26 protein-coding genes are annotated in these 24,375 nt (G+C 70.4%); 9 read left to right on the forward strand and 17 right to left on the reverse strand.

Going from position 1 to position 24,375, the window contains the following annotated elements; translation table 11 throughout:
• Positions 1-63: 63 nt before the first annotated feature.
• Complete coding sequence (locus O4N75_RS15060; protein WP_269626301.1) at positions 64-1,464, reverse strand: AMP-binding protein; 1,401 nt, start codon at positions 1,462-1,464, stop codon at positions 64-66.
• 198 nt (positions 1,465-1,662) lie between these two features.
• Complete coding sequence (locus tag O4N75_RS15065; protein WP_267233483.1) at positions 1,663-2,127, reverse strand: Lrp/AsnC family transcriptional regulator; 465 nt, start codon at positions 2,125-2,127, stop codon at positions 1,663-1,665.
• Positions 2,128-2,245: 118 nt separating this feature from the next.
• Here O4N75_RS15065 and O4N75_RS15070 point away from each other — a divergent pair, with 118 nt between their 5' ends.
• Positions 2,246-2,482: a DUF6356 family protein gene (locus O4N75_RS15070; protein WP_269626302.1), complete on the forward strand. Its 237-nt coding sequence runs from the start codon at positions 2,246-2,248 to the stop codon at positions 2,480-2,482.
• Positions 2,479-3,477, forward strand: coding sequence for a putative sulfate exporter family transporter (locus O4N75_RS15075; protein WP_269626303.1), 999 nt, complete (start codon positions 2,479-2,481; stop codon positions 3,475-3,477). Before O4N75_RS15070 ends, O4N75_RS15075 begins: the two co-directional genes overlap by 4 nt.
• A gap of 149 nt (positions 3,478-3,626) precedes the next feature.
• Here O4N75_RS15075 and O4N75_RS15080 read toward each other — a convergent pair whose 3' ends face one another.
• From O4N75_RS15080 to O4N75_RS15090, 3 genes are read right to left on the reverse strand one after another with little or no spacing between them, the layout of a single operon-like run.
• Entirely contained in the window at positions 3,627-4,901 is a 1,275-nt protein-coding gene (locus tag O4N75_RS15080) for an N-succinylarginine dihydrolase (RefSeq protein WP_269626304.1), read from the reverse strand.
• On the reverse strand, positions 4,898-6,307 hold the full coding sequence (astD, locus tag O4N75_RS15085) for a succinylglutamate-semialdehyde dehydrogenase (RefSeq protein ID WP_269626305.1): 1,410 nt from the start codon (positions 6,305-6,307) through the stop codon (positions 4,898-4,900). Before astD ends, O4N75_RS15080 begins: the two co-directional genes overlap by 4 nt.
• Complete coding sequence (locus O4N75_RS15090; protein WP_269626306.1) at positions 6,294-7,319, reverse strand: arginine N-succinyltransferase; 1,026 nt, start codon at positions 7,317-7,319, stop codon at positions 6,294-6,296. Before O4N75_RS15090 ends, astD begins: the two co-directional genes overlap by 14 nt.
• 114 nt (positions 7,320-7,433) lie before the next feature.
• On the opposite strand from O4N75_RS15090, the gene O4N75_RS15095 reads away from it, so the two are divergent.
• The gene (locus O4N75_RS15095; protein WP_269626307.1) at positions 7,434-7,919 is read left to right on the forward strand and encodes an Lrp/AsnC family transcriptional regulator; all 486 of its coding nucleotides are present in this window, start codon (positions 7,434-7,436) and stop codon (positions 7,917-7,919) included.
• Positions 7,920-8,007: 88 nt separating this feature from the next.
• Positions 8,008-9,312 carry a tetratricopeptide repeat protein gene (locus O4N75_RS15100; RefSeq protein ID WP_269626308.1) on the forward strand — a complete coding sequence of 435 codons (1,305 nt, stop codon included), beginning with the start codon at positions 8,008-8,010 and terminating at the stop codon, positions 9,310-9,312.
• Between the two features lie 98 nt (positions 9,313-9,410).
• On the opposite strand, the gene O4N75_RS15105 is transcribed toward O4N75_RS15100, so the two are convergent.
• Genes O4N75_RS15105 through O4N75_RS15115 form a run of 3 tightly spaced genes read right to left on the reverse strand, consistent with a single transcriptional unit; the run spans position 9,411 to position 11,202 of the window.
• Entirely contained in the window at positions 9,411-10,172 is a 762-nt protein-coding gene (locus O4N75_RS15105) for a GNAT family N-acetyltransferase (RefSeq protein WP_269626309.1), read from the reverse strand.
• 23 nt (positions 10,173-10,195) lie between these two features.
• A complete protein-coding gene (locus O4N75_RS15110) occupies positions 10,196-10,540 on the reverse strand; it encodes a DUF2200 domain-containing protein (protein WP_269626310.1) in 345 nt (114 codons plus the stop codon).
• A gap of 11 nt (positions 10,541-10,551) precedes the next feature.
• On the reverse strand, positions 10,552-11,202 hold the full coding sequence (locus tag O4N75_RS15115; RefSeq protein WP_269626311.1) for a glutathione S-transferase family protein: 651 nt from the start codon (positions 11,200-11,202) through the stop codon (positions 10,552-10,554).
• Between the two features lie 142 nt (positions 11,203-11,344).
• Here O4N75_RS15115 and O4N75_RS15120 point away from each other — a divergent pair, with 142 nt between their 5' ends.
• A complete protein-coding gene (locus O4N75_RS15120) occupies positions 11,345-11,746 on the forward strand; it encodes a GFA family protein (protein ID WP_269626312.1) in 402 nt (133 codons plus the stop codon).
• Here O4N75_RS15120 and O4N75_RS15125 read toward each other — a convergent pair.
• A complete protein-coding gene (locus O4N75_RS15125; protein WP_269626313.1) occupies positions 11,743-12,252 on the reverse strand; it encodes a hypothetical protein in 510 nt (169 codons plus the stop codon). The two genes, O4N75_RS15120 and O4N75_RS15125, sit on opposite strands and share 4 nt — an antisense overlap.
• Positions 12,253-12,376: 124 nt before the next feature.
• Between O4N75_RS15125 and O4N75_RS15130 the strand changes: the two genes are divergently transcribed.
• Complete coding sequence (locus O4N75_RS15130; RefSeq protein WP_269626314.1) at positions 12,377-13,264, forward strand: DMT family transporter; 888 nt, start codon at positions 12,377-12,379, stop codon at positions 13,262-13,264.
• A gap of 12 nt (positions 13,265-13,276) precedes the next feature.
• Here the strand turns inward: O4N75_RS15130 and O4N75_RS15135 are convergent, their stop codons facing one another.
• Positions 13,277-14,071, reverse strand: coding sequence for a TSUP family transporter (locus O4N75_RS15135; RefSeq protein WP_269626315.1), 795 nt, complete (start codon positions 14,069-14,071; stop codon positions 13,277-13,279).
• Between the two features lie 134 nt (positions 14,072-14,205).
• Between O4N75_RS15135 and O4N75_RS15140 the strand changes: the two genes are divergently transcribed.
• Positions 14,206-14,799, forward strand: coding sequence for a DUF805 domain-containing protein (locus O4N75_RS15140; protein WP_269626316.1), 594 nt, complete (start codon positions 14,206-14,208; stop codon positions 14,797-14,799).
• 1 nt (position 14,800) lies between these two features.
• Here O4N75_RS15140 and O4N75_RS15145 read toward each other — a convergent pair whose 3' ends face one another.
• The 3 genes from O4N75_RS15145 to O4N75_RS15155 form a co-directional block, all read right to left on the reverse strand.
• Positions 14,801-15,175, reverse strand: a complete 375-nt coding sequence (locus tag O4N75_RS15145) for a VOC family protein (RefSeq protein ID WP_269626317.1) — start codon at positions 15,173-15,175, stop codon at positions 14,801-14,803.
• A 167-nt stretch (positions 15,176-15,342) separates the two neighbouring features.
• Positions 15,343-16,002, reverse strand: coding sequence for a peroxiredoxin (locus tag O4N75_RS15150; RefSeq protein ID WP_269626318.1), 660 nt, complete (start codon positions 16,000-16,002; stop codon positions 15,343-15,345).
• Between the two features lie 108 nt (positions 16,003-16,110).
• Positions 16,111-16,761 (reverse strand): Crp/Fnr family transcriptional regulator, encoded by a 651-nt coding sequence (locus tag O4N75_RS15155; protein ID WP_269626319.1) that lies wholly within the window; start codon positions 16,759-16,761, stop codon positions 16,111-16,113.
• Between the two features lie 98 nt (positions 16,762-16,859).
• Here O4N75_RS15155 and O4N75_RS15160 point away from each other — a divergent pair, with 98 nt between their 5' ends.
• On the forward strand, positions 16,860-17,648 hold the full coding sequence (locus tag O4N75_RS15160; protein ID WP_269626320.1) for a class II aldolase/adducin family protein: 789 nt from the start codon (positions 16,860-16,862) through the stop codon (positions 17,646-17,648).
• A 40-nt stretch (positions 17,649-17,688) separates the two neighbouring features.
• Here O4N75_RS15160 and O4N75_RS15165 read toward each other — a convergent pair whose 3' ends face one another.
• From O4N75_RS15165 to O4N75_RS15180, 4 genes are all read right to left on the reverse strand, one after another.
• Entirely contained in the window at positions 17,689-19,014 is a 1,326-nt protein-coding gene (locus tag O4N75_RS15165; RefSeq protein ID WP_269626321.1) for an MFS transporter, read from the reverse strand.
• Positions 19,015-19,156: 142 nt separating this feature from the next.
• Positions 19,157-21,226, reverse strand: a complete 2,070-nt coding sequence (locus tag O4N75_RS15170; protein ID WP_269626322.1) for an ATP-binding protein — start codon at positions 21,224-21,226, stop codon at positions 19,157-19,159.
• A gap of 150 nt (positions 21,227-21,376) precedes the next feature.
• Complete coding sequence (locus tag O4N75_RS15175; RefSeq protein WP_269626323.1) at positions 21,377-21,871, reverse strand: hypothetical protein; 495 nt, start codon at positions 21,869-21,871, stop codon at positions 21,377-21,379.
• Between the two features lie 284 nt (positions 21,872-22,155).
• Positions 22,156-23,403, reverse strand: coding sequence for a hydrolase (locus O4N75_RS15180; protein WP_269626324.1), 1,248 nt, complete (start codon positions 23,401-23,403; stop codon positions 22,156-22,158).
• 65 nt (positions 23,404-23,468) lie between these two features.
• Here O4N75_RS15180 and O4N75_RS15185 point away from each other — a divergent pair, with 65 nt between their 5' ends.
• Positions 23,469-24,353 (forward strand): glyoxylate/hydroxypyruvate reductase A, encoded by an 885-nt coding sequence (locus O4N75_RS15185; protein WP_269626325.1) that lies wholly within the window; start codon positions 23,469-23,471, stop codon positions 24,351-24,353.
• The last annotated feature ends 22 nt before the right edge of the window (positions 24,354-24,375 follow it).

A 24,375-nucleotide genomic window follows, 5' to 3' on the forward strand; every position in this document is an offset into this window, starting at 1 on the left:
TTGAAGGGCGCAACCTAACCTCGAAACAGCGAACGCCGCTATCCGAAAGAACCTGGAGTTCGGCTATGCGCCGAACGTGCCCGCATAGCGTTCACGCAGGAGGTTCTTCTGCACCTTGCCCATCGCATTGCGCGGCAGTTCGTCGACGAAGAACACCTTCTTGGGCGTCTTGAACGCGGCCAGTTGCTCGCGCAGCGCGGCGATCATCGCGCCCTCGTCGCCGCGGCCGATCACCACCGCCGTCACCGCCTCGCCGAAATCCGGATGCGGCAGGCCGATCACCGCGCTTTCGGTGACGCCCTCCATCTCGTCGAGGATCAGCTCGATCTCCTTCGGATAGACGTTGAAGCCGCCGGAGATGATCAGGTCCTTGGCCCGGCCGCTGATCCACACGCGGCCGTCCGGGTCCTGGCGGCCGACGTCGCCGGTGATGAAAAAGCCATCGGACGTGAATTCCTGGGCGGTCTTCTCCGGCATCTGCCAGTAGCCGCCGAACACGCTCGGCCCCTTGATCTCTATGGTTCCGGTCTCCTCGCCGCCGCCGATCCGCAGCTCCACGCCCGGCAGCGGATAGCCGACGCTGCCGGCGATCCGCTCGCCGTCCAGCGGGTTGGAGGTGATGATCACCGCCTCGCTCATCCCGTAGCGCTCCAGGATCCGCTGCCCAGTCCGCGCCTCGAACTCGGCGAAGGTCGATTCCAGCAGCGGCGCCGAGCCGCTGATGAACACCCGCATGTGCGCCGCCGCCTGCCGCGTGAAGGCCGGGTTGGCCAGCAGCCGGGTGTAGAAGGTCGGCACCCCCATCATCACGGTCGACTTCGGCAGCCCCGCCAGCACCTGGGCGTCGTCGTACTTGGCCAGCCACACCATCGGCGCGCCCGACAGGAACGCGCAGTGCAGCGCCACGAACAGCCCGTGCACATGGAAGATCGGCAGGGCGTGCAGCAACACGTCGCTCTCGCTGAAGCCCCAGGCCGCGTGCAGCGCCAACGCATTGGCCGCCAGGTTACCGTGGCTCAGCATCGCGCCTTTCGAGCGGCCCGTGGTGCCTGAGGTATAGATGATCGAGGCGAGATCGTCCTCGCTGCGCGCCAGCGTCTCCGTCAGCGGCTCGCGGCTGCGGGCGTCGGCGACCAGCTCGACCGCGTCCTCGACGAACAGCACCGGCTGGGCGTCGTCGATGAAGTAGTCGATCTCCGCTTCGGTATAGGCGGTGTTCAGCGGCAGGAAGACCGCGCCGACCTTCAGGGTCGCCAGATAGACGACCACCGCTTCGACGCTTTTCTCAGACTGCAGCCCCACCCGGTCGCCGGGCTCGACCTCGTACTCGACCAGCAGCGCCGCCGTCCGCGCCACGTCGTCCTCCAGCGCCCCATACGACACCTCCCGCCCGTCGGGCAGGATGAACGCCGGCTTGGAGCGGTCGACGGGAAAACGGGAAGCGAGTAGCGCGTAGAGGTTCATGGCGCCTTGCGTAGCGGGTCGCCCACCCCAGTGTCATCCCGGTTTCGGCGCAGCCGAACCAGATGCTCCCCCTCTGGGGGAGCTGTCGGCCGCATCGCGGACTGAGGGGGACTTTAACTCAAGCAGTTTGAGAGCAATCCCCCTCCGTCTCGTCGCTTCAGCCGATCCACCTCTCCCATGAGGGGAGGAACTGGAGCTCTAAACCGGCAACGCCGTCGTGAACTTGATCTGCTCCATGGCGAAGGCCGAGCTCACGTCGTTCAGCGGCGCCGTCGCGATCAGGCGCTTGTAGAACCGGTCATAGGCGGCGATGTCCGACACCACGACCTTCAGCAGGTAATCGGTCTCCCCGGCCAGCCGGTAGATCTCCACCACCTCGGCCAGGGCCGAAGCGCCCTTGGCGAACTGGGCCAGCCAGTCCTCGTCGTGGCGGCTGGTCTTCAGCGAGACGAACACCACCAGCCCCAGGTCCAGCTTCTCGCGGTTCAGCAGCGCGACCTTGCGGTCGATCACGCCTTCGTCGGTCAGCCGCTTGACCCGCTTCCAGCACGGCGTCTGCGACAGCCCCACCCGCTCGGCCAGCTCGGCCACCGGGATCGTGGCGTCCGCCTGCAGCTCACGCAGGATTCGCCGATCCGTCGGATCCAGGAGAACGCCACCCATAGTATTCACCTCCATAGAGGAACCACATTCTCCACATTGAACGAACCACGACAAAATCGACAATGCCTTTCTCGCCGCCGGCCCGCATCCTCGGGCTGGATAGCGTGGGAGAGTTTTGATGTTGGACGCCTTCAATCGGCATCCGAGTTCGGTCGGCGAGAGCTATGGCCAGCACCTCGCCCAGGCCTCGGGCTTCGGCGTGACCATGATCACCGCCGGCGCCGCCTGCCTGGTGCACGCCGTCTTCCCGTTCTGGTTCGAGAAGACCGCCAGCCTCTGCGTGCAGCGCCTGCACGCCCGAATGTCCGCCCGCGGCCGTCCCGACGCCGCCGCCCACAAGGCCCTCCAGGCGTGAGCCTGATCCCGCTCACGGCGGGAGAGACGCGCCATCCGCTGGTCGGCGGCCTGGCGCTCGGCCTGATCGCGCTCGCCGCCCTGATGCTCGGCCGCGCCAGCGGCTTTCCGGCCCCGATCATCGCCGCCGTCGCCGGCATGGGCCTGGGCCTCGCCGGCTGGTCGGCCGCGCTCGGCCCGGCGCTGTGCTGGTGGGCCAAGCCGGGCCTCAAGACCGGCGTCGCCCTGCTCGGCGCCCAGATCGCCTTCGCCGAACTCGCCGCGCTCGGCCTGCCGGTGGCGCTGGCCAGCGGCGGGGTGGTGATGGCCAGCCTCGGGGCCGGGACCGGCATCGGCCTGCTCGCCGGCCTGCCGCTGGTCGAGGCGCTGATCGCCGCCAGCGCCGTCTCGATCTGCGGCGCCTCGGCCGCCATGGCCGCCGCCAGCGCCCTGCCCGACAGCGACGCCAGCCGCCGCACCACCGCCCTGGTGGTGGTCGGCGTCAACCTGCTCTCGACCCTCGCCATGGTCGCCTATCCGCTGATCGCCCGGCATTTCGGGTTCAGCGAGCGCCAGACCGGCGTCTTCCTCGGCCTCTCGATCCACGACGTCGCCCAGGTGGTCGCCGCCGGCCAGTCGGTCTCGCCGGGCGTCGAGGCCTCGGCCGCCCTCTCCAAGCTCTCGCGCATCCTCTGGCTGGGCCCGGTGATCGTCGCCGTCGGCCTGTCGATGGGCATGCAGGCCCGCGCCCGCCGCTTCCCGCTGCCGCCGCTGTTCGTCTGGGCCTTCGCCGCCCTGATGGCCGCGCGCAGCTTCGGCCTGATCCCGGCCGCCCTGCTGCCGGCCCTGGCGCTCGCCTCGCAATTGCTGCTGCTCGGCGGCGTCGCGGCCATCAGCGCCCAGGTCGCCCCGCGCGACCTGCTGCGCATCGAACCGAAGCTCGCCTGGACCCTGGTCGCCGCCACCGGCGTCATCGCCCTGCTCGCCGCCGCGACCAGTCTGATGTTGGTGGGGTAGCCGCTCGCCGCCCACAGTGTCATCCCGGTTTGCGAAGCAAGACCGGGACCCATTCCCGCCGCATCGGCGGAGTCTGCGCGAACTTTGCAGGATCAGGTGTTCATGGGTCCCGGTCTTCGGCTGCGCCGAAACCGGGATGACACCCGTATTCAGCCGATCACCGCCTCCAGCGCCGCATGCGCTTCCCGCGCCTGGGCCCAGAGTTCCGGCTTCACCAGGTCGCCCGGCGCGATCTGCTCGGGCCAGTACGAGACCACCACCTTGGCCAGGCTGGTCCAGCGAGCCTCGTCCAGAATGAAGCGCGGGTCGATCCCGGCCAGGCCCGGCCCGTCGACCGGGACCCGCAGGCGCAGACAGGCCGGCCCGCCGCCGTTGCGCATGCTCTCGCGCACGTCGACCACCACCGCCCGCTCGATCGGATTGTCGCCGGCCAGCACCGCCTCGACCGCCGCCCAGGCCACCGCGTTCTCCTGCGCGTCCGACGGCAGGATCAGCGCCATGCCGCCGCCAGGCAGGCTGACCAGCTGCGAGTTGAACAGATAGGACGACACCGCGTCCTCCAGGCTGACCCCAAAGGTCTCGACCACGTGCAGGTTCGGCAGCCGCGCGCGCAGCTCGCGGTACAGCCGCGCCGGATCGGCGAAGGCCTGCGGATGGGCCAGCAGCACGTTCTGGTTCGCCACCGCCACCACGTCGTTGTGGAACGCCCCGGCCTGCACCGCGGCCTCGTTCTGCAGCGCGTAGAAGGTCCGCTCGCCCGCCAACCCGCTCAGCCGCGCCACCGCCTGGCTGGCGCGCAGGCTCTGGCGCTCGGGAAACGCCCCGCCCCGGCTCGCCTCGCCATGCACGAAGACGTTGAGGCCCGGCGCGCCATGACTGGCCGCCAGCCGCATGTGGTTGGCCGCCCCCTCGTCGCCGAAGTGCCGCGCGCTGGCCCGCGGCCCATGCACCGCGAAGCGGTCCTCGCTCGCGAACACCCGCCTCAGCAGCGCGAAGGTCTCGGCCGCCTCGAAGCTCCGATGCAGCATCCCGGCCAGGTTGGCGGTGACCAGATGCGTGCGCCCGTCGCCGGTGTCGGGCGCGGCCAGCACGGTCGCGGCGTTGGCCCGCCACATGCTGGAGGCCGAGCACGCCGCGCGCAGCAGCGCCAGGTCCTGCTCGCCCGCCGCCGCCAGCACCTCGTCGTCGGCCCCGGAAAACCCGAACCCGCGCAGCGCGTCCGCCGCCGGCCGCAGCGGCGGCGGCAGGAAGCCCTGGGTCAGGCCCAGCTCCATCGCCGTCCGCATCTTCGCCAGCCCCTGCAGAGCCGCCGCGCGCGGATAGGAGACCTCGCCGAAATGGCTCTGGCTGGCGACATTGCCGACCGACAAGCCCGCATAGTTATGGGTCGGCCCCGGCAGGCCGTCGAAATTGACCTCGATCACGGGGCCAGCCCCGCGCCGATGCGGAACTCGGGGCTCACCGCCTCCATGCTCGCCACCGGATAGGCGCAGTAGTCGGCCGCGTAATAGGCGCTGGGCCGATGGTTGCCCGACAGCCCTGGTCCGCCGAACGGCGCGGTGGCCGCCGCCCCCGTGGTCGGCCGGTTCCAGTTGACGATCCCGGCCCGCGCCCGGCTCCAGAAGTCGCGATAGCGCGCCGCATCGTCGCTCAGCAGCCCGGCCGCCAGGCCGAAGCGCGTGGCGTTGGCGGCGCCGATCGCCTCGTCCCAGTCCTTGGCGCGGATCAACTGCAGCAGCGGCCCGAAGTTTTCGGCGTCCGGAGCCGCCACCCCGGTCACGTCGATCAGGCCTGGCGTCAGGAACGGCTTGCCGGCCTCGAGCCGGCGCATCTGGCGGATCGTGCTCCCGCCCAGCCGCGCCTGCGCGTCCAGCAGCCCCTGCGCGCTCGCCAGGTCGATCACCGGTCCCATGAAGGGTTGCGGCTCATCGAACGGCGCGCCGACCACGATGCGGTCGATCAGGGCGGCCAGCGCCTCGACCACCCCCTCGCCGGCCGCGCCCTGCGGCACGATCAGCCGGCGCGCGCAGGAACAGCGCTGCCCCGCCGAGACATAGGCCGACTGCACGATCAGGTGCGCGGCGCTCTCGACATCGGCCACGTCCCAGACCACCAGCGGATTGTTGCCGCCCAGCTCCAGCGCGACGATCTTCTGCGGCTGGTCGGCCAGGGCCAGGTGGATCGCCCGCCCGGCCGCGACGCCGCCGGTGAACAGCACCCCGTCGATCCCGTCGTGCACGACCAGCGCCTTGGCGATCTCCGCCCCGCCGACCACCACCTGCAGCACCTCGTCCGGCACGCCGGCCTCGCGCCACAGCTGGGCCAGCAACAGGCCGCTGGCCGGGGTCTTCTCGCTCGGCTTGAACACCACCGCATTGCCCGCGATCAGCGCCGGGGCGATGTGGCCGTTGGGCAGGTGCATGGGAAAGTTGAACGGCCCGATCACCGCCAGCACGCCATGCGGCCGATGCGCCAGCCGCGCCTGACCGCCGGGAACGTCGCTGCTCCGTTCGCCGGCCCGCTCGGCCTGCGCCTTGATCGAAACCTCGACCTTGCCGGCGACGGTGTCGGCCTCGGTCAGGGTCTCCCAGTACGGCTTGCCGGTCTCGCGGCTCAGCAGGCGGGCTATCTCCTCGCGCCGCGCCTTGGCCAGGGCGGCGAAGGCCCGCGCCACCGCATGGCGCTCCTGCAGCGGCCGGCTCGACCAGGCTTCGAAGCCCGCCCGCGCCCGCGCCAGCACGCCGTCCAGCGCCCCCGGCTCGGCGGCAGGGCCGCGCCAGACGATCTCGGCGGTGCAGGGATCGGTGGAGACGATCTCAGAATTCGACATGACGGATGAGGTCTCCTGCTTGCACGTTCAGAACGGCCGCCAGCTCGGGACTGATCCGCAGCCCCGCCTCGCTCACCAGAACCCGCCCGCGCGAGGCCCGGAAGCCCTCGACCGCCCCGGCGCAGGCCAGCACCTCGCCCCCGTCCTCGCAGGGCCCGATCTCGTGAACCGTCCCCACCCGGCTGTCGCGCACCGCCTTCAGGCTGTCGATGTCGGCGACCATGGTCGGGCCGGCGTCGAAGATGTCGATGCAGCCTTCAAACTTGAAACCTTCCTCGGTCAGCAGCGCATGCGCCCGCGCGCCGTCCGGGTGGAACTGGCCCACCGACAGCGCCGCGTCGGTCGGCAGCAGGTTCAGATACAGCGGATACTTCGGCCCCAGGTCAGCGATGACCTGTTTGCCGGGACCGACACTGATGCGGTCGGCCTCCTTGAACTCCAGGCCGTAGAATTTGCGGCCCACCGCTTCCCAGAACGGCGAGCGGCCGTCAGCGTCCTGGTAGCCGCGCAGCTCGGAAACCACCCGGTCGCCGAACCAGTCGCGATGCTCGGCCATGAACAGGTAGCGCGAGCGCGCCATCAGCCGCCCGCCGGCCAGTCCGCGCAAGCCGGGCCGCACGAACAGCCCGCCGACCTCGGCCGACCCGTCATAGTCGTTCACCGGGGTCAGGATGGTGTTCTCCACCACCTTGCCCAGAGCCTGCGAGGTCTGGCGCAGCCGCCCGATGCGATAGGAGTAGAACGGCCAATCCCCGCCCACGCTCGGGAAAATGCAGCCCGTGCCCACCACCTCGCCGCCGGCCTCCCCACCTGCTTCCATGACCAACAGGATCTGGCTGCCGGCCTTGCGGCTTCCGGCCAGCGCGTCGGCGCTGGCGTTGAGCAGGCCCAGCAGGCGCTCGCGGCAGGGCGGCAGATTGGTCATGCCGAGCCCGGCGCTCAGCGCCAGGGCATGCAGGGATTCAAGGTCGGTCAGGGCGGCCGGGCGGATCACGACGCCGGTGTTGATCATGGCATCCTCCGCAGAAATCATCGAAGCCTTAGAGTCTTATTGTGCTAGGGCTTGGTCAAAATGGGCGGCGGAAGACCAGGTCTTGCTCCGCAGATACTGCGGCGGGAACAGGCCTTGGACGGATATCCTTCGCTCGACCGGATCGACCTCAAGATCCTGGCGAATCTGCAGGCCGACGGCCGCATCACCAACCAGGCCCTGGCCGACAAGGTCGCCCTCTCGCCCAGCGCCTGCCTGGCCCGCGTGCGCCGCCTGGAGGCCGAGCGCCTGATCCTCGGCTACCACGCCCGCCTGGACATCGAGCGCATCCGCCCGACCGTCACCATCTATGGCGAGGTCACGCTCAAGAGCCATCGCCCCGCCGACCTGCTGCACTTCGAGGCCGTGCTCTCCGAAATCCCCGAGGTGGTCGAGGCCGCCCAGGTCTCTGGCCCCTTCGACTACCTGATCAAGGTCGTCTGCCCCGACGTCCGCGCCTGGGGCGAACTGGCCGACCGCCTGCTGCAGGAAGGCCTCGGCGTCGACAAGATCGCCTCCCACATCCTGATGAAGGACGCCAAGCCCTTCACCGGCGCCCCGGTGACGGCGGGCCAGCGCTAGCGCTTCCACCGTCAGGGCCGCGGATATTCGGCTGACCGCGTCGACTAGACGTGGTCGGGATGGCCGCCATGCCTATAGTCTTCCCACCATGCACCTCGACACCCACGACCTGCCGCTTTCGACCACCTCCGCCGAGGCCGCCGAGCACTATCGCGAGGGCGTGCGCCTGATCCTCGCCGCCTGGCCCGGCGCCGAGGCCGCGTTCGACGCGGCGATCGCCGCCGATCCGGACTTCGCCCTGGCCCGCGCCGGCCGCGCCCGCGCCTATGCGCTGAACGCCCAGCCGCAGCAGATGCGCGAGCAGGTCGCCGCCGCCCGCACGCTGGTCGCCAAATCGGGAACCGAGCGGGAAAGGAGCCACGTCGAGGTCCTGGAGCTCGCCTTCACCGGCCGCTCGGCCGAGGCCTTGACCGCCGCCCTCGCCCACGCCGACCGCTGGCCCCGCGACGTGCTGGTGCTGTCGATGCCGCTCGGCGCGTTCGGCCTGTTCGCGTTCTCAGGCATGGCCGACCACGACCAGGCCCGCGTCGATCTCTGCGCCCGCCACGCCGCGAGTTTCGCCGACGACGACTGGTGGTTCCTGACCAGCCACGGCTGGGCCCTGGTCGAGAACGGCGAGGTCGCCCGCGGCCGCGACATGATCGAACGGGCCCTGGCGCTGCGCACCGCCAACGCCAACGCCGTCCACGCCCTGGCCCACGCCATGTTCGAGGGCGGCGACGGCGAGGCCGCCCAAGCCCTGATCGCCGGCTGGCTGCCGTCCTACGACCGCGCCGGCGTCCTGCACGGCCACCTCGCCTGGCACGCCGCCCTGGTCGCGCTCGAACAGGGCGACGCCGCCGCCGCGCTGCGGATCTACGAGGACCAGGTCCGCCCCGGCGTCTCGCGGGGCCTGCCGATCAACGTCGTCAGCGACGCCGCCTCGTTCCTCTGGCGGCTTGACCTCTACGGCCACGGCGCGCCACAGGCCGGCTGGGAGCAGGTCGCCGGCTATGCGCGCCAGGCCTTCCCCAAGCCCGGCCACGCCTTCGTCGACGCCCACCTGGCGCTGATCGAGGCCGCCACCGCCGGCCGCGAGGCCCTGGGCCGGCGCATCGCGACGCTGGAGGCCGACCCGCGCGGGGTCGCCCTCGCCGAGGTGGTCCCCGCCATTGGTCGCGCCGCCCAGGCCTTCGCCGACGCCGACTACGCCGCCTGCGTCCGAACCCTGGAGCCGGTCGCCGGCGCCGTGGTGCGGATCGGCGGCAGCGGCGCCCAGCGCCAGGTGATCGAGGACACCCTGCTGGTGGCGCTGATGCGCGCCGGCGCGGCGGACAAGGCCCAGGCCCTGCTCGAGCGCCGGCTGCACCGCCGCCCCTCGTCGCGCGACGCCGCCTGGCTGGCGGGCCTCTAGCGCATTTTCCGCCGAGGCGGCCGCCGGTTCGGCGAAGAAAATGCTATAAATTCAAAGAGTCACGAGCAATTTCCGATCTAATCAGATCGGAAATTGCTCTAGGCCTCGGCCGTCAGCAGCCAGACCGGAAGGTCCGCGACCACCTCGAAGCCGAGACTCTCGTAGAGCGGCCGACCGGCCTCGGTGGCCCCCAGGTGGAACCGCGTCATGCCGCGCCGCCGATAGTCGTCGATCACATGGCTCAGCAGGGCGCGGCCCGCGCCCTTGCGTTGATGCTCCGGCGGCGTGGCCATCAGCGAGATCGCGCCCGTGTCGCCCGTCGGCGTCACCGAGACCGTGCACATCGGACCGTCGTCGCCCCAGGCGATATATGTCTCCACGCCCGCAGTCGGCGTCATGCAGACGTCGATGCACCTGGCGATGACGTCGCGCGGCGTGTCGAAGGCCGAGGCGATCAGGTCGCCGGCGACCTGGGCCAGCTCAGGTCCCAGCGCGGGGACGACCTTCATCGGGCGGCCGGGCTCAACCGGCGTGCCTGCACGCAGCACCATCAGCGGCGCTGCGCCGACGGGGGCGAACCCCAGGCGCGTCGCGACCGGGGCCAGCGTGTCCGCCGCGCGCGGGCTCATCGTCGCCACCAACGGCCGGCCGCGCGCCTTCGCCAGCGCCGCCGCCCGGACCAGAAAGCCCTCGCCCTGCGGATCGGCGCCCAGGATCAGCCGGTTGAAGTCGGCGGCCGGCTCGTCGGTCAGGCCCAGCACGCAGCGGCGGGTGACGTGCAGTTCGACGCCGGGCGCCGGGATCATCTGCGAGACCAGCGTGCGTATGCACAGCTCGATCAGCTCTTCGGTCTCGTCCATGGCTCCCCCTCGCTGCAACGCCCCTACTGGCGCAGGATCTTCTCCATCGCCTTCCCCTTGGCCAGTTCGTCGACCAGTTTGTCCAGATAGCGGATCTCGCGCATGGTCGGCTCCTGGATGTCCTCGACCCGCACGCCGCAGACGACGCCCTTGATCAGCGCCCGCGCCGGGTTCATCGCCGGGGCCTGGGCGAAGAAGTCTTCGAAACTGGCCGCCATCTTCTGATCGAGCTCGCCGGGCTCATAGCCGGTCAGCCAGCTGATGATCTCATCGACCTGCGCCTTGGTGCGCCCCTTGCGTTCGGCCTTGGCGACATAGTGCGGATAGACGCTCGCCACGCTCGTCGAATAGATCCGATGCTCGGTCATGGGCCAGGAGCCTATCGGCCCGACGCGGCCGTGAACACCGCCAACTGAGCCTCGAACGCGCGCTGATAGGCCGGCCGCGCCTCGCCTCGGGCGATGTAGGCGCAGATGTTCGGATGCGCCTCCAGCAGGCCCGATCCCGCCAGCCGGCGCAGCACCGTCACCATCATCAGATCGCCGGCGCTGAACGCGCCGTCCAGCCATTCGGCCTCGCCCAGCCGACGCGACAGCTCGCCCAGCCGCTGGCGGACCCGCGCGTCGAGCATCGGCAGCCGCGCCTCGAACCAGGGCTCGTCGCGCTCCACAATCGTCGCCATCGAACGCTCGACGATCGGCGGCTCCACGGTGCTCAGCGCGGCGAACATCCAGGCGGTCGCCCGGGCCCGGGCGACCGGGTCCGTCGGCAACAACCCCGCGGATCGCTCGGCGATGTGCAGTACGATGGCCCCAGACTCAAACAGAACCAGCCCGCCTTCCTCGTAGGTCGGGATCTGTCCGAACGGATGCAGCGCCACGTGCGCCGGCGCCTTCATCGCTGCGAACGACGCCAGCCGAACCTCATAGGGCTGGCCGACTTCCTCCAGCGCCCAGCGGACTCGCATGTCGCGCGCCAGGCCGCGGCCGCGGTCGGGGGAATTTTCGAACGCGGTGATGGTCACGGTCATGTCGTCCTCCTCTCCCAAGGACGAACCACCAGCCGGCCTTGCGACGCCCGCCCTGATTTTTCTCTGGCGGCCGACCGGCCGTTGCAGGGCGCCCGGCCGCGCGTCACTGTGAGCTGTCCAGCTTAGTCGGAGAAGCGCGCCCATGTTGACCGGATCCTGCCTGTGCGGCCGCGTGGCCTACGAGGCCGACGCCGAGATCGAGGGCGTCATCCACTGCCATTGCGAGACCTGCCGCAAGGCCCACGGCGCGGCGTTCTCCAGCCTCGCGGCGGTCCCGAGGGACCGGTTCCGCTGGATCAGGGGCGATGCGGCCCGCAAGTCGTTCGAGTCGTCGCCCGGCAAGCTGCGTCACTTCTGTTCCGAATGCGGCTCCCAGATCGCCGCCGAACGCGCCGGCCGCCCCACGGTCATGCTGCGGCTGGGCTGCCTCGACACCCCGATCGAGGCCGCACGCCAGTGGCACATCTGGCGATCGGACGGCGCGACCTGGTACGACCCCGCCGTCGCGCTTCCGGAATTGCCCGAGGGCTTTCCGCCGACTTAGAGCGCCTCCAGTCGCCGCCGCAGATCCTCCGCCGACGTCCGCGACAGGGCGCCGCCCGTGAAGAACGGGTCAGTCGTCACTTCCTGGGAAACCCACGGCGGCAGGCCGATCCGTGCAACCTCCTCGACGGAATCCGCCTCCACCTCGCTCAGGATCAGTCCTGACAGCTCGCCTTCGAACACGTCGATGCTGAACGCCGCCCACGGCATGCTGTAGCGCCGCTTGCGCACCGCGGCGCCCGGCAGCGCCGCCATCAGGGCGTGCTCCTGCGCCGAAAGGTAGAGGTTCACGATCGGCCCGCGTAGCGCCTCGGCCGAAGGGTACTTCTTGCAGAGCTTGTACTCGGCAGGCCGCCCGTCCGCGTGGGTGATCGCTCGCAGCCGCATCCGGGTGCCCGCGAGGTAGACGTCCTCGATGACCCGCATGCGCGCGCCCGACAGATCGGGGCAATGCGTGACCAGGAACCTGCGTTCGATCTCCATGGCCGCATACTTCGGAATTTCCACATCCACCCCCAGGTCTGTCGCGACGACGAGAATGCCAAAACAGCGAAGCTTGCGACAGCGTCACCGAAATCCCCTGCGGCAAGCCCTCTCGCCTTCACCGGCGCAATAGGGCACGAAGCGCCCCATGAAGCGCCTCGCCTTTCTCGCTCTTTTCGCCGCAGGCGCCTTCTGGGGGCTGGGCTTTCCTCTTGGAAAGCTCGCCCTGCGCGAGACCGACGCCGCCCATATGGTGCTGCTGCGCTTCGCGGTCGCCGCGCTCGCGGCGGCCCCGTTCGCGTTCCGCGACGCTGAGACCCGGGCGCTGTTCCGCTCGCCGCCGGTGCTGGCGGCCGGCGCGCTCTACGGCGTGGCCTTCATGGTCCAGTTCGAGGGCCTGGCCCATGTCAGCGTCACCCTCGCCGCCCTGCTGGTCGGGGCCATGCCGGCGCTGATCGCAGTCTCGGCCCGTATCCTCGGCGAGCGGGTCAGCCGCGCCTCCTGGGCCGGGGTCGCCGCCGCCACTCTCGGCGCGGCCCTGATCGCCGGCAAGCCGGACGCCGGCTCCTCGCCGTTCGGCGTCGCCCTGTCGCTGATCGCTCTGCTGATCTTCCTGGCCTGGCTGCTGGTCCTGCGCCGCGCTCCCAAGACCGCCAGCCCGATGGCGATCCCGGCGGTCACGGTGGTCATCGCCGCCCTGACCATCCTGCCGATCGCGCTCGTCATGCACGGCCCGCCCCGGCTCGACCTCAGCGGCGCGGCCTGGGCCGGCATCGTCGGCCAGGGCGTGCTCTCGACCCTGGTCGCCACCGCCGCCTGGCAGTTCGGCTCGGCCCGGGTCGGCGCGGCCAGCGCCGGGGTGTTCATCAACATCGAACCGCTGATGGGCGCGGGCATCGGCGTGGCCCTGTTCGGCGACCAGCTGACCCTGGCGCTGGCCGGCGGCGGCCTGCTGATCGTCGCCGGCAGCCTGGCCGTGGTGCTGGGCGAGCGCTCGACGCCCGCCATCGACACCCCGGCCCCAACGCCCGCCTAGTCACCTAGACGCCTAGCCGAGCAGCCTGCCGATCATCTCGCGCAGCGGGTTGGCCGGGTCGGCCAGCAGCTTGGCGGTCATGGCCAGCGAGATCGCCACCAGCAGCGGCCGGATAAGCCGCGGCCCCCAGCGCATCGCCGCGCGCGAGCCCAGCCGCCCGCCGATGAACTGGCCGACCGCCATCGCCCCGCCCAGCGCCCACAGCACATGGCCGCCCAGCCCCAGCACCACCACTGAGACGAGGTTGCTGGTCAGGTTCAGCGCCTTGGTGTGCGCCGTCGCCCGCACCAGCCCCATGCCCAGCAGCGTCACCAGGCTGAGCGTGTAGAACGACCCCGCGCCCGGGCCGAAAAAGCCGTCGTAAAACCCGATGCCGCCGGCGACCAGGCCATAGCCCAGCGGCCCCAGCCGGGCGTGCTGGTCCTGCGCGCCGATCTTCGGGCCCAGCAGGAAATAGAGCGCGATGGCGATCAGCATCACCGGCAGCAGCAGCATCAGCCAACGAGTGTCGACCACCATCACCGCGAGCCCGCCCGCCACCGCGCCGATCAGCACCATGACCAGCGCGACCCTGATGGCCCGCAGCTCGATGTGGCCGGCCCGCCAGAACGTCCAGGTCGCCGAGGCGGTCCCGACGCTGCCCTGCACCTTGTTGGTGGCGATGGCCGAGACCGGGTCGACGCCGACGGCCAGCAGCGCCGGCACGGTGATCAGCCCGCCGCCGCCGGCGATCGCATCGACGAACCCCGCCGTCAGCGCCGCCACGCACAACATCGCCACGGCCTGCGGCCCCAACTCAGCAAACAAACCGGCCCCTCCGAGAGGCCGCTGCTATAGGCCCGCCTCGTGGCGCAGGCCAGTGCGCCTGACCGCACAGGCCCACACCAAGGGATTGCCAGACGCGACCCAAGGTAGCAACCTTCTCCATAAAGGGGGAAGACATGAGCAATCCGATCGTTGCGGGCCTGACCCGCCTGGCGCAATTCGAGGGCCGCGATTCCTCCGGCCGCTTCTGGCCCTACGCCTCTCTGATCCTCGCCCTGGCCTTCGTCGCCATGTGCGCGCCGTTCGTCATCGAAGTGAACAAGACGTTCGAGGCCATCAACAGCTTCGCAGCCGAACATCCCGAATTGACCACCGTCCATCGGGGCCCGGGTCAGGTCTCGGTCCAGATCGAAGGCTCTCACCCCGAACTGACCCCGGACTTCGGTTATCTGCTGACCACCACTGGCCTCGTGGCCGCCGGCGCGGTCGCCCTGCTGGGCGCGGCTGTCGCCCGGCGGCTGCACGACACCGGCCGCTCGGGCCTATGGGGGCTTGTCCCCCTGCCCTTCCTGGCTTTCGGCATCTTCGGGTTCAGAGCGTTGATCGACAGCTTCATGACCGACGCGCCGATCATGCCGTTGTTCGCCGCCCTGTTGCTCAACAACATGGTCTATCTGCTCACCCTGGCGGGGCTGGTCTGGATGCTCGGTTCGGCCGGGACGCCGGGCCCAAATCGATTTGGCCCGGCGCCGGCCGCCGTGGAGGCCTAGCCTACATCCGGTGCAGGGCGCAGAGCTTGTTGCCGTCCGGATCGCGCAGATAGGCCAGGTAGAGCTTGCCCGTCGTCCCGGCGCGCACGCCCGGCGGCTCCTCGATGCTGGTCCCGCCGGCGGCCACGCCCGCCGCGTGCCAGGCGTCGGCCTGCTCGGCGCTGGCGCAGTTGAAGCCGACCGTGCTGCCGTTGCCGATGGTCGCCGCCTCGCCGTCGATCGGCAGCGACACCGCGAACACGCCGGTCGGGCTCATGTAGAACACCCGGTGGCCGTCGACGAAGCCGGGCGACACGCCCAGCGCCCCCAGCAGCTGGTCATAGAAACCCTTGGCGCGGGTCAGGTCGTTGGTGCCGACCATTACATGCGAAAACATCTGGCGTTCTCCCCTTCTCGATTCCGGCTCGCTGGCCGGCGGCGGACGCTAGAGCATTTTCCGCCGAAGTGGATGCCGGTTCGGCGAAGAAAATGCTCCCACCAAGACTCGAGCACGATCCAATTGGATCGTGCTCGGCGCCTGCGCGGCCGCCATGTGAAGGCCCGCTACTGCGGCTGCGGCACGATCCGCAGATACGGACGCGGGGCGTCCCAGCCGTTCGGATAGATGGTCTTGGCCTCGTCGTCCGACACCGAGCCGGCGATGATCACCTTCTCGCCCTGCTTCCAGTTCACCGGCGTCGCCACCCGGTGCTTGGCGGTCAGCTGGATCGAATCCAGCACCCGCAGGATCTCGTCGAAGTTTCGGCCCGTGGTCATCGGATAGGCCAGCATCAGTTTGATCTTCTTGTCGGGGCCGATGATGAACACCGTGCGCACCGTGGCGTTGTCGGCGGCCGTGCGTCCGTCCGATCCGCCGGCCGTCTCCTCAGGCAGCATGTTGTAGAGCTTGGAGACCGCCAGATCCGTGTCGCCGATCATCGGAAAGTTCGGCGCCGTCCCTTGCGTCTCGGCGATGTCCTGCGCCCAGCGGGCGTGATTGTCGACCGGGTCGACCGACAGGCCGATGACCTTGGTGTTGCGCTTGTCGAACTCCGGCTTGAGCTTGGCCATGTAGCCCAGCTCGGTCGTGCACACCGGCGTGAAGTCCTTGGGGTGCGAGAACAGGATCGCCCAGCTGTCGCCGATCCAGTCGTGGAAGTTGATCTTCCCTTCGGTGGTCTGCGCGGTGAAGTTCGGCGCCTCGCCGTTGATACGCAGTGACATCGCCCGTTCCTTTCGTTCAGCGCGAGGAGGTCGCGGCTGCGAGGCGACATGGCCTGCCAACGCAGGCCCCCTGTCAAGGCCGGCGAACATCGTTCGCCGACACGTCGCCTAGACGTCCCCGACCGTTCGCAACCGCTGGGCGTCGCGCACCACGATCCGGCCATAGGCCAGTTGCACCATCCCGGCGCATTCCAGCGCCTTCAGCTCCTTGTTGATGGTCTGGCGCGACACCCCGATCATCGCCGCCAGGTCCTCCTGGCGCACGTGCAGTTCGGCCCCGCCGGAGCTGCGCGCCGCCCCGGCCAGGGTCCGCGCCAGCCGCACCCCGATCGGCTGGGCGATGCTGTGGGCCATGAAGGTCAGCGCCGAGCGCTGGCGCGAGCAGATCAGCACCCCGAGATCGCGAAAGAGCAGCGGATGGGCCTCGGCGACCTGCTCGACCGCCGCCAGGGCGACGTGCAGCAGCCGCGCTGGCTTGACCACCACCGCATCGTGCGGCCGCGGCCCGCCGTCGATCACCGACAGCTCGCCGAACCACGCGCCGGGCCCCAGGATCATCGCCACCGACTCCATGCCGACGGCCGGATAGGAGACCAGCCGCACCTCGCCCTCGGCCACCGCCCACAGCCCGTCCGGCGGGTCGCCCAGCCCATAGACCCGCGTCCCGGCGCCCGCGCTGCTCGTCCGCGCCCGCGCCAGCAGCGCCTCGCGGCGCGGCGCCGGCAGCGCGGCGAACCAGGGATCGGTGATCGGGATCATCGGGAAAACATCGCCACGCGCCGCCAATTGTCAATTCGGCGACAATCTGCGCCTCGCGCCCGTGCGAGGACGGAGCCAACAGAAGGAGGAGACTGGCCATGACGACCATGACCGAGACGTGCGCCGAGGCCCCGTCGATCCGCGATCAGGTGTCCGAGGAGGAATGGGCGCTGCGCGTCGACCTCGCCGCCGCCTACCGCCTGGTGGCCCATTACGGCTGGGACGACCTGATCTTCACTCACCTGTCGGCGCGGGTTCCGGGGCCGGAACACCACTTCCTGATCAACCCCTACACCCACATGTTCGACGAGATCACCGCCTCCTCGCTGGTGAAGATCGACGTCGACGGCAACCGGGTGATGGACGCGCGCCAGCCGGTGAACAAGGCCGGATTCGTGATCCACTCGGCGATCCACATGGGCCGCGAGGACGCCCACGCCGTCCTGCACCTGCACACCCCGCACGGCCAGGCGGTCTCGGCCATGGCCGAGGGCCTGCTGCCCCACACCCAGACCGCGATGATCGCCCGTCACGACGTCGCCTATCATGACTTCGAAGGCATCGCGACGGACTTAGGCGAGCGCGCGCGCCTGGTCGCCGACCTCGGGACCAAGAACGCCATGATCCTGCGCAACCACGGCACCCTGACCGTGGGCGAGAGCGTCGCTCACGCCTTCCTGCGCATGTACTACCTGGAGCGCGCCTGCGAGGCCCAGGTGCTGATGCTCAGCGCCGGCCGCGACGGGCTCTACAACCCGCCGCAGGGCGTCGAGGAGAAGGTCGAGCACCAGACCGCGCCGGCCGGCATGAAGCGCCTGGCCGAAGGGCTCGCCTGGCCGGCCCTGCTGCGCAAGCTGGACCGGATCGACCCCAGCTACCGCAACTGACGACCAGCTCCGATGCGCCGTCTCACGCGGCGCATCGGGACTAGGCCGCCCCGAGCTCGGCGGCCTGTCCCTCGCCCTTGGCGTAGGCCCGCGCCAGCTGGCGGTAGTAGCTGGAATTGAAGGCGATCAGCGTCACGATCACCCCGGCCACCCCGGCCAGGGTGAAGACCAGCGCGATGCCGCGATCCTCGCCGCGTCCGAACCAATCGCCGATCGCCTCGGCGCCGGCCCCGGTGGTCATCAGCGGGATGAAGATGAACTGGGTCAGCGGTCCGATCAGGAAGGCGGTCAGCGGCGAGGCCGCCTGCTCCACCGACTGGGCGAAGCCGAACACCCGCCCCTGCCGCTCGAACGGCACCACCTTCTGCAAGGTCGTCTGCTCGGCCGCCTCGGCGTAGGGGCCCAGGAACATCCAGACGAAGCAGCCGGCGATCAGCAGCGTGATCGACGGCTGCAGGGTGAAGACGCAGCACACCGCCCAACTGATCAGGTTGACCAGCAGCAGCGTCCGCAGCGGGCTGCGCCCCAGGCCGGTGCGCGAGATCAGCAGGCCGCTGAGGATGAACGCCGTCGACAGCAGCCCCCACAGCAGGCCCCAGGTCTGCACCTTCACCAGCGACAGGCCGTAGGCGTCCATCAGCGCCATGAAGATCCCGCCGAGGAAGTTGTTGAAGGTGGCGAAGAAGATCAGCGCGAACAGGCCTGGAACCGCGGCGATCACCTTGATGGTGCCGGCGATGTCGACCTTGCGATGCTCGTGCGGCGTCGCCGGGGCCGCGGCGTCCTCGTCCAGCCGCACGAACAGCAGGTGGGCGAAGGCCGCGGCGGTGCAGGCCAGCGCAAAGATCAGCGTCGAGACCATGCCGCCCCAGGCGACCAGAAAGCCGCTGATCACCGAGGTGGTCAGGAACCCGACGCCCGAGACCATGCCGACCAGGCCGTTGGCCTTGTCGCGCCGTTCCTCCGGGATCATCAGCGTCACCAGGGTCGGCAGGGCGATGCTGCGGATATTGCCGGCGATGACGCCCAGCATGACCAGCGCCACCAGGATCCACACCGGCGCCCCGTAGGGATCGCTCAGGCTGCCGGCCGGCGCCAGGCCATAGGCGGCGAACGCCAGGGCGTAGAGGCCGAACGACACCGCGCTCGAGGCCAGCATCACGGTTCGCTTGCGGTGATGGTCGACCAGGCTCCCGAACCAGATGCCGGTGGCCGCGGTCAGCACCAGATAGATCCCGGCCACCATCCCCGTCGCAAAGACCGAGCGGGTCTCCAAATAGATCCAGAAGGTCAGCGCGAACCACACCGTGAAATTGGTGATGTTCGCCAGCAGGTTATTGGCGAGGAGCTGATAGAACCGGACCACCGAACGCTCCCTGCCGACCCCCGCGAACTCCGCCGCGGCGCGCCCGAGACTTAGGCGCCGCCCGGCGCGGGCTCAAGGACTCGCCGCCCTGTGATGAGCAGGCGTGGAGACGGGATGGACATCAGGCGCCGACCCGCGCGGCTCAGTGCTCGATCCAGCGGTTGATCTTGTCGTAAAGCTCGGTCTGCGCGATCGGCTTGGGGATATGGTCGATCATCCCGGCCTCGCGGAAGCGGGCGACCTGCTCGGGCAGGGCCTCGGCGGTCACCGCGATGATCGGGGTCCGCCCGCGCCGCCCATCCAGCGCCCGGATCGCCCGCGTCGCCGTCAGGCCGTCCATGCGGGGCATGCGGATGTCCATGAGAATGACGTCGAAGTCGCGCTCGCCCGCCATCCGGACGGCGTCGTCGCCATCCTCGGCCATCGCTACCTCGTAGCCTTCCATTTCCAGCAGCAGCTTGCAGAGCTCGCGGTTCATCGGGTGGTCGTCGACCACCAGCACCCGCCCCGTCCCGGTCGCCGCCGCCGGCGCGGCCATGGGCGGGCGCTGATCGGCCGTTTCGGGCGCGCCCAGCGGTACGCTCACCCGGAACGTAGCTCCCTCGCCCGGCGCGCTCTCGACGCCGATCTGCCCGCCCATCAGCTCGACCAGCGACTTCGAGATCGCTAGCCCGAGGCCGGTCCCGCCGAAACGCCGGCGGATCGAGCTGTCGGCCTGCGAGAACCGCTCGAAGATCCGGTCCATCTCGGCGGGGCTCATCCCGATGCCGCTGTCGCGGACCTCCAGCCGGAAGATGTGGCCGCCGGGCTCCTCGGCGATCTCGGCGGCGACCCGGACGCTCCCCTGGCTGGTGAACTTCACCGCATTGTTCAGCAGGTTCAGGACGATCTGGCGCAGACGATTGGGGTCGATCTGGAAGCGGGCGTCCTCGTCGCCGCTCGCGCTCACCCGCAGCTCAAGCCCCTTCTCGGCGGCGGCGGCGGCGACGATCCCTGCGGTTTCGCGGACCACGACCAGCGGATTGGCCGCCTGCGGCGTCAACTCGAAGCGCCCGGCCTCCAGCCGCGCGAACTCCAGCACGTCGTCGACCAGGGTCACGAGCGAGCGCCCCGCCGCAGCGATCAGCGCCATCCTCCGCCGCCCCTCGGCCGAGAGGTCCTCGGTCTCGTCGATCACGCTCGCGAACCCCAGGACGCTGTTCAGCGGCGTGCGCAGCTCGTGGCTCATGGTCGCCAGGAACTCGCTCTTGGCCCTGTTCGCCGCCTGCGCCCGCTCCCGCGCCGCGGCCAGGTGACGATTGCGGCGAAGCACCAGGTCCCTGAGCCGGTGCTGCCGGTAGAGGGACAGCGCCAAGGCCAGCGTCGTCAGGAACATCATGGTGATGAACACCTGACCCAGGCGGATGCGGTCGACGGCGGCCCAGGTCGCCGTCTCGCCCATCGTCGTCGCCCCGAGCGCGAACAGCGGCATGGCCAGCGCCGCCACGATGACCGCGCTCCAGGCCGCCCCCTTCGGACCGAGCCGGAACGCGGCGAGCGTCGCGGCGGGAAACACCACGAACGCCATCCAGCCCTCGGCCTGCGCAAAGGCCACGAGCGTGGCCGCCATCACCAGGGCGTAGATGCCGACCCTGACCCAGGGCGCCGGCCGTGGGTTGTGGGTCCAGGGGTGGTCGTCCAGCAGCACCAGCGTCGCCGGCAGGGCGATCGCCATGCCCAGCACGCAGCAGAACAGCCAGCCCACGAAGACCGTGCCGAAGTCCCGGCCCAGCATGAGATCGGTGAGCGTGGCGCCGATCGCCGCCATCGCCGCGCTGACGGGCGCCGCCGTCCCGATGACCAGCAGCGCCTCCCTGACGCTGCGGATTCGCGCCCGCCCGCGGGTCGCGCGCGACGCCACGGCCGCCAGCAGCACGGCCTCGGTCGTGTCGAGCCCGGTGTAGATCGCCACCAGCCCCCAGGGGTCCCCGGCCAGGGCGTGCCCGACCAGTTGCGTCACGACGCATATCGCCAGGAATGCAAATCGCCGGGCCCGGCCGAAATGCAACAGCCCCGCCGCGGCGATGGCGTTCACCGGCCAGAGCGCCGGCATGCCTTGCGCGTCCCGCGTCAAGGCGTCGCAAAACGCGAACACCCCGATGTAGGTCAGCCCCAACACGACGAGCAGCAGGTTCTCTCGTCGCGCCGCCCCCTGGTGGGACCTGCCCGCCATCCTACGCCCCCGCGTTTCCCCGCGAGCGACAGAATCTGAGCCGCATATCCCTGTCAACGATCACGCGCAGCCGTGCGGCGACATGGCGGCTCTACGCCCATCAATCGTCCCGCCGTTCGTCAGGCCGAGCGCCCCCGGCCCATCGCCGCCTCAGAACACCTCCAGCCAGCGCTCGTTGTCGGCGTCGGGATTGGACTTGCCCCGGCAGACCAGGCCGTCCCGCGCGCGGGTCTCCTTGCCGCGCGTCAGCTCCCAGCGCAGCTGCTTGCAGGCGAACGGCCCGACCGCCTCGGCGCTGACCGCGGTGATCTTCCCGACCGAGGCGCGGCCGCGCCAGTTCAGCGACTGGCCGACCTCAAGTCCGCCCAGCGCGCTGTCGAAGGCCCACATGTCGCGCAGATCGAGGAACTTCTTGGCGGCGGAATCGAAACTGACCCCGCCCTCACAGTCGTTGCACGAGACCGCGCCGAACGTCCTGAAGGCGTCCTTCTGCGCCTCCGCCGCCGCATCGAATTTCAGCTGGCCCGGACGCTTCAGCTTCGGATCGCCCAGATTGATCGGCTGCGGGCCCGTCGCGGCGAACACCGCCGGCGCGGCCCCCGCCGCGGTCGCGGCGATCACCGCCGCCAGGATCAAACGCTTCACGAAGACCTCCTTGGAATGACACCGATGGAGGTTGCCGCACACAGGCCACGCCGGCGCGGCGCCGTCGACCGGCGCCGGCATGCTGCGCCCGATCGATCAATCCAGCTTGCCGGACGACGAAGCCCGCGGCCCCGCCAATGCTAGCCAATTTTCAACTCGCTCTGGCGACGCAGCGAACCTCCAGGCGCTGGCCTCGAAGATGTCCATGGTCGGCGCCGACACGGTGCAACCTGACGGCCCAGGACTTCGCCTTCGCCTAGGCTCCCTGCGGCGGCGGGTTCCCGCTAACCCGCCCCCATCGCCGCCTTGATCTGCGCCGCCGGGATCTCGCCGCTGGCCAGCTTGGCGAGGATCAGCGCCGACAGCTGCGCGCGTTCGACGAAGCTCTCGGGCCAGGCGTATTCGTCGTGCGAATGGATGTCGCCGCCGCGCACCCCCAGGGTGTCGACATTCGGCAGGCCGGCGGCGAACAGGTTGTTGCCCTCGCAGACCCCGCCGGACGGCGCCCAGGTGATCTGCTGGCCGATCAGGGCGCCGGCGTCCTTCACCGCCCCGAACAGCTGCTGCTGGGCCGGAGTGAACGGCTTGGCCGGGCGGGTGAAGCCGCCGTGCAGCTCCGCCTCGATCCCATCGGCGCCGGTGGCGGCGACTTGCGCCTGCACATAGGCCAGCGCCCAGGCGGCGGCCTCTGCGTCGGGCAGGCGGATGTTGAAGCGCACCACCGCCACGTCCGGCACCATGTTCAGCGGCCCGCCGCCGTCGATGCGCGCGACGTTCAGGGTCACCCCCTCGCGCTGGCCGTTGGCGGCGGCCAGCCGCACCGCCAGGTCCGCGGCCGCGGCGATGGCGTTGCGGCCCTTGTCGAAGTCGCGGCCGGCATGGGCCGCGCGGCCGCGCACCACAGCGTGGAAGTTGCCCGAGCCCTTGCGCTGGGCGGCCAGCGCCCCGCCGGCCATGGCCGGCTCATAGGTCAGGCCGACATGCCCGCCCGCCGCCAGCTTGGCCAGCACCGGCCCCGAGGCCAGCGAGCCGATCTCCTCGTCGGGCGACAGCAGCACCCGGTAGCCGACCTCGCCCTTGTCCGGATGGTCCTCGAACGCCCGCAGCGCCGCCAGCATGACGCTGATCCCGCCCTTCATGTCGGCCAGGCCCGGTCCGTTCAGCGCCCCGTCCGCCCGCTTGGTCACCGCGGTGAACGGCGTCCCGGCCGGATAGACGGTGTCGTAGTGGCCGGTCAGCACCACCTGCACCGGCGCCTGCGGGCGCACGGTCAGCATCAGCGCGTCGGGGTGGGCCTGGGCGCTCAGCGTCCCGTCGGCGGCGACCTCGTGGCTGTCGGCCAGGGCTACGTTCTCGAGCTCGCCGGGCAGCTGGCGCATGACGCCCTCCAGCATCGCGCGCTGGGCCTCCAGTCCCGGCAGGTTTCGGCTGCCTGACGATAGGGCGCACCATTCCACGGCGCGGCCCAGAATATCGTCTTCCTCCCCGGCCAGGCGGCTGAGGATGGATGAATCTTGCGCGGTGAGTTTCATGGGCGCGAGCCTCGCCCCCAAAACCGGGCTCGCGCAAGACCCTATCGGGAGGCTACTGGAAGCCCATGGCCATAACCTTCCTGAATCGCCTCGCCCCCGACGCCCAGACCCGCTGGCTGGAGGCCCTTCGCGCCGCCCTGCCGGGCGAGACGATCACCGCCGAGCCCTCGCACGCGACAGAGATCGCCATCGTCGCCAATCCGGGCCGCGGCGTGCTGGCGAGCCTGCCGAACCTCGCCTTCGTGCAGTCGGCCTGGGCGGGGGTCGACAGCCTGCTCGACGATCCCAGCCTGCCGCGCGTGCCGATCGCCCGCCTCGTCGATCCTGCCCTGGCCGCCCAGATGGCCCAGGCGACCGCCGCCCACGTGCTCTACCTGCACCGCCAGGTCCCGGCCTACGCGGCCCAGCAGCGCCGCGGCCTCTGGCGCCAGCTGCCCCAGCCGCCGGCCGCGGAGCGCCGCGTCGGCTTCCTCGGCTATGGCGAGCTGGCCAGCGTCGCCGCCAACCTGCTGGAATCCATCGGCTTTCAGACCTACGGCTGGAGCCGCCGGCTCGGCGATCTCGACACCCTGCTGGCCACCAGCGACATCGTCGTCAACCTGCTGCCGCTGACCGACCGAACCCGCGGCATCCTCAGCGCCCCGGCCTTCGCGCGCATGAAGCGGGGCGCGGCGATCATCAACCTGGCCCGCGGCGCCCACCTGGTCGAGGAGGATCTGATCGCCGCCCTCGACGCCGGCCAGCTGTCGCACGCCGTGCTCGACGTCTTCGAGGCCGAGCCGCTGGAACGCAAGCACCCGTTCTGGTCACACCCGCAGATCACCGTCACCCCGCACGTGGCCGCGATCACCGACCCGGTCTCGGCCAGCGCCGTCATCGCCGCCAACATCGCCCGCTTCCGCGCCGGCCAGCCGCCCGAAGGCCTGGTCAACCGTAAGGCCGGGTATTGAGCTCTCCTTCCTCCCCTGCGCA

The sequence above is a fragment of the Phenylobacterium sp. NIBR 498073 genome (assembly GCF_027286305.1).
Lineage (GTDB): Bacteria > Pseudomonadota > Alphaproteobacteria > Caulobacterales > Caulobacteraceae > Phenylobacterium.

Excerpts from the sequence above, each read along its gene's own strand:
- O4N75_RS15060 (WP_269626301.1), bottom strand. The coding sequence starts at position 1,464 with ATGAACCTCTACGCGCTACTCGCTTCCCGTTTTCCCGTCGACCGCTCC.
- O4N75_RS15065 (WP_267233483.1), bottom strand. The coding sequence starts at position 2,127 with ATGGGTGGCGTTCTCCTGGATCCGACGGATCGGCGAATCCTGCGTGAG.
- O4N75_RS15070 (WP_269626302.1), top strand. The coding sequence starts at position 2,246 with ATGTTGGACGCCTTCAATCGGCATCCGAGTTCGGTCGGCGAGAGCTAT.
- astD (WP_269626305.1), bottom strand. The coding sequence starts at position 6,307 with ATGTCGAATTCTGAGATCGTCTCCACCGATCCCTGCACCGCCGAGATC.
- O4N75_RS15090 (WP_269626306.1), bottom strand. The coding sequence starts at position 7,319 with ATGATCAACACCGGCGTCGTGATCCGCCCGGCCGCCCTGACCGACCTT.
- O4N75_RS15100 (WP_269626308.1), top strand. The coding sequence starts at position 8,008 with ATGCACCTCGACACCCACGACCTGCCGCTTTCGACCACCTCCGCCGAG.
- O4N75_RS15105 (WP_269626309.1), bottom strand. The coding sequence starts at position 10,172 with ATGGACGAGACCGAAGAGCTGATCGAGCTGTGCATACGCACGCTGGTC.
- O4N75_RS15110 (WP_269626310.1), bottom strand. The coding sequence starts at position 10,540 with ATGACCGAGCATCGGATCTATTCGACGAGCGTGGCGAGCGTCTATCCG.
- O4N75_RS15115 (WP_269626311.1), bottom strand. The coding sequence starts at position 11,202 with ATGACCGTGACCATCACCGCGTTCGAAAATTCCCCCGACCGCGGCCGC.
- O4N75_RS15120 (WP_269626312.1), top strand. The coding sequence starts at position 11,345 with ATGTTGACCGGATCCTGCCTGTGCGGCCGCGTGGCCTACGAGGCCGAC.
- O4N75_RS15130 (WP_269626314.1), top strand. The coding sequence starts at position 12,377 with ATGAAGCGCCTCGCCTTTCTCGCTCTTTTCGCCGCAGGCGCCTTCTGG.
- O4N75_RS15140 (WP_269626316.1), top strand. The coding sequence starts at position 14,206 with ATGAGCAATCCGATCGTTGCGGGCCTGACCCGCCTGGCGCAATTCGAG.
- O4N75_RS15145 (WP_269626317.1), bottom strand. The coding sequence starts at position 15,175 with ATGTTTTCGCATGTAATGGTCGGCACCAACGACCTGACCCGCGCCAAG.
- O4N75_RS15150 (WP_269626318.1), bottom strand. The coding sequence starts at position 16,002 with ATGTCACTGCGTATCAACGGCGAGGCGCCGAACTTCACCGCGCAGACC.
- O4N75_RS15155 (WP_269626319.1), bottom strand. The coding sequence starts at position 16,761 with ATGATCCCGATCACCGATCCCTGGTTCGCCGCGCTGCCGGCGCCGCGC.
- O4N75_RS15160 (WP_269626320.1), top strand. The coding sequence starts at position 16,860 with ATGACGACCATGACCGAGACGTGCGCCGAGGCCCCGTCGATCCGCGAT.
- O4N75_RS15170 (WP_269626322.1), bottom strand. The coding sequence starts at position 21,226 with ATGGCGGGCAGGTCCCACCAGGGGGCGGCGCGACGAGAGAACCTGCTG.
- O4N75_RS15180 (WP_269626324.1), bottom strand. The coding sequence starts at position 23,403 with ATGAAACTCACCGCGCAAGATTCATCCATCCTCAGCCGCCTGGCCGGG.
- O4N75_RS15185 (WP_269626325.1), top strand. The coding sequence starts at position 23,469 with ATGGCCATAACCTTCCTGAATCGCCTCGCCCCCGACGCCCAGACCCGC.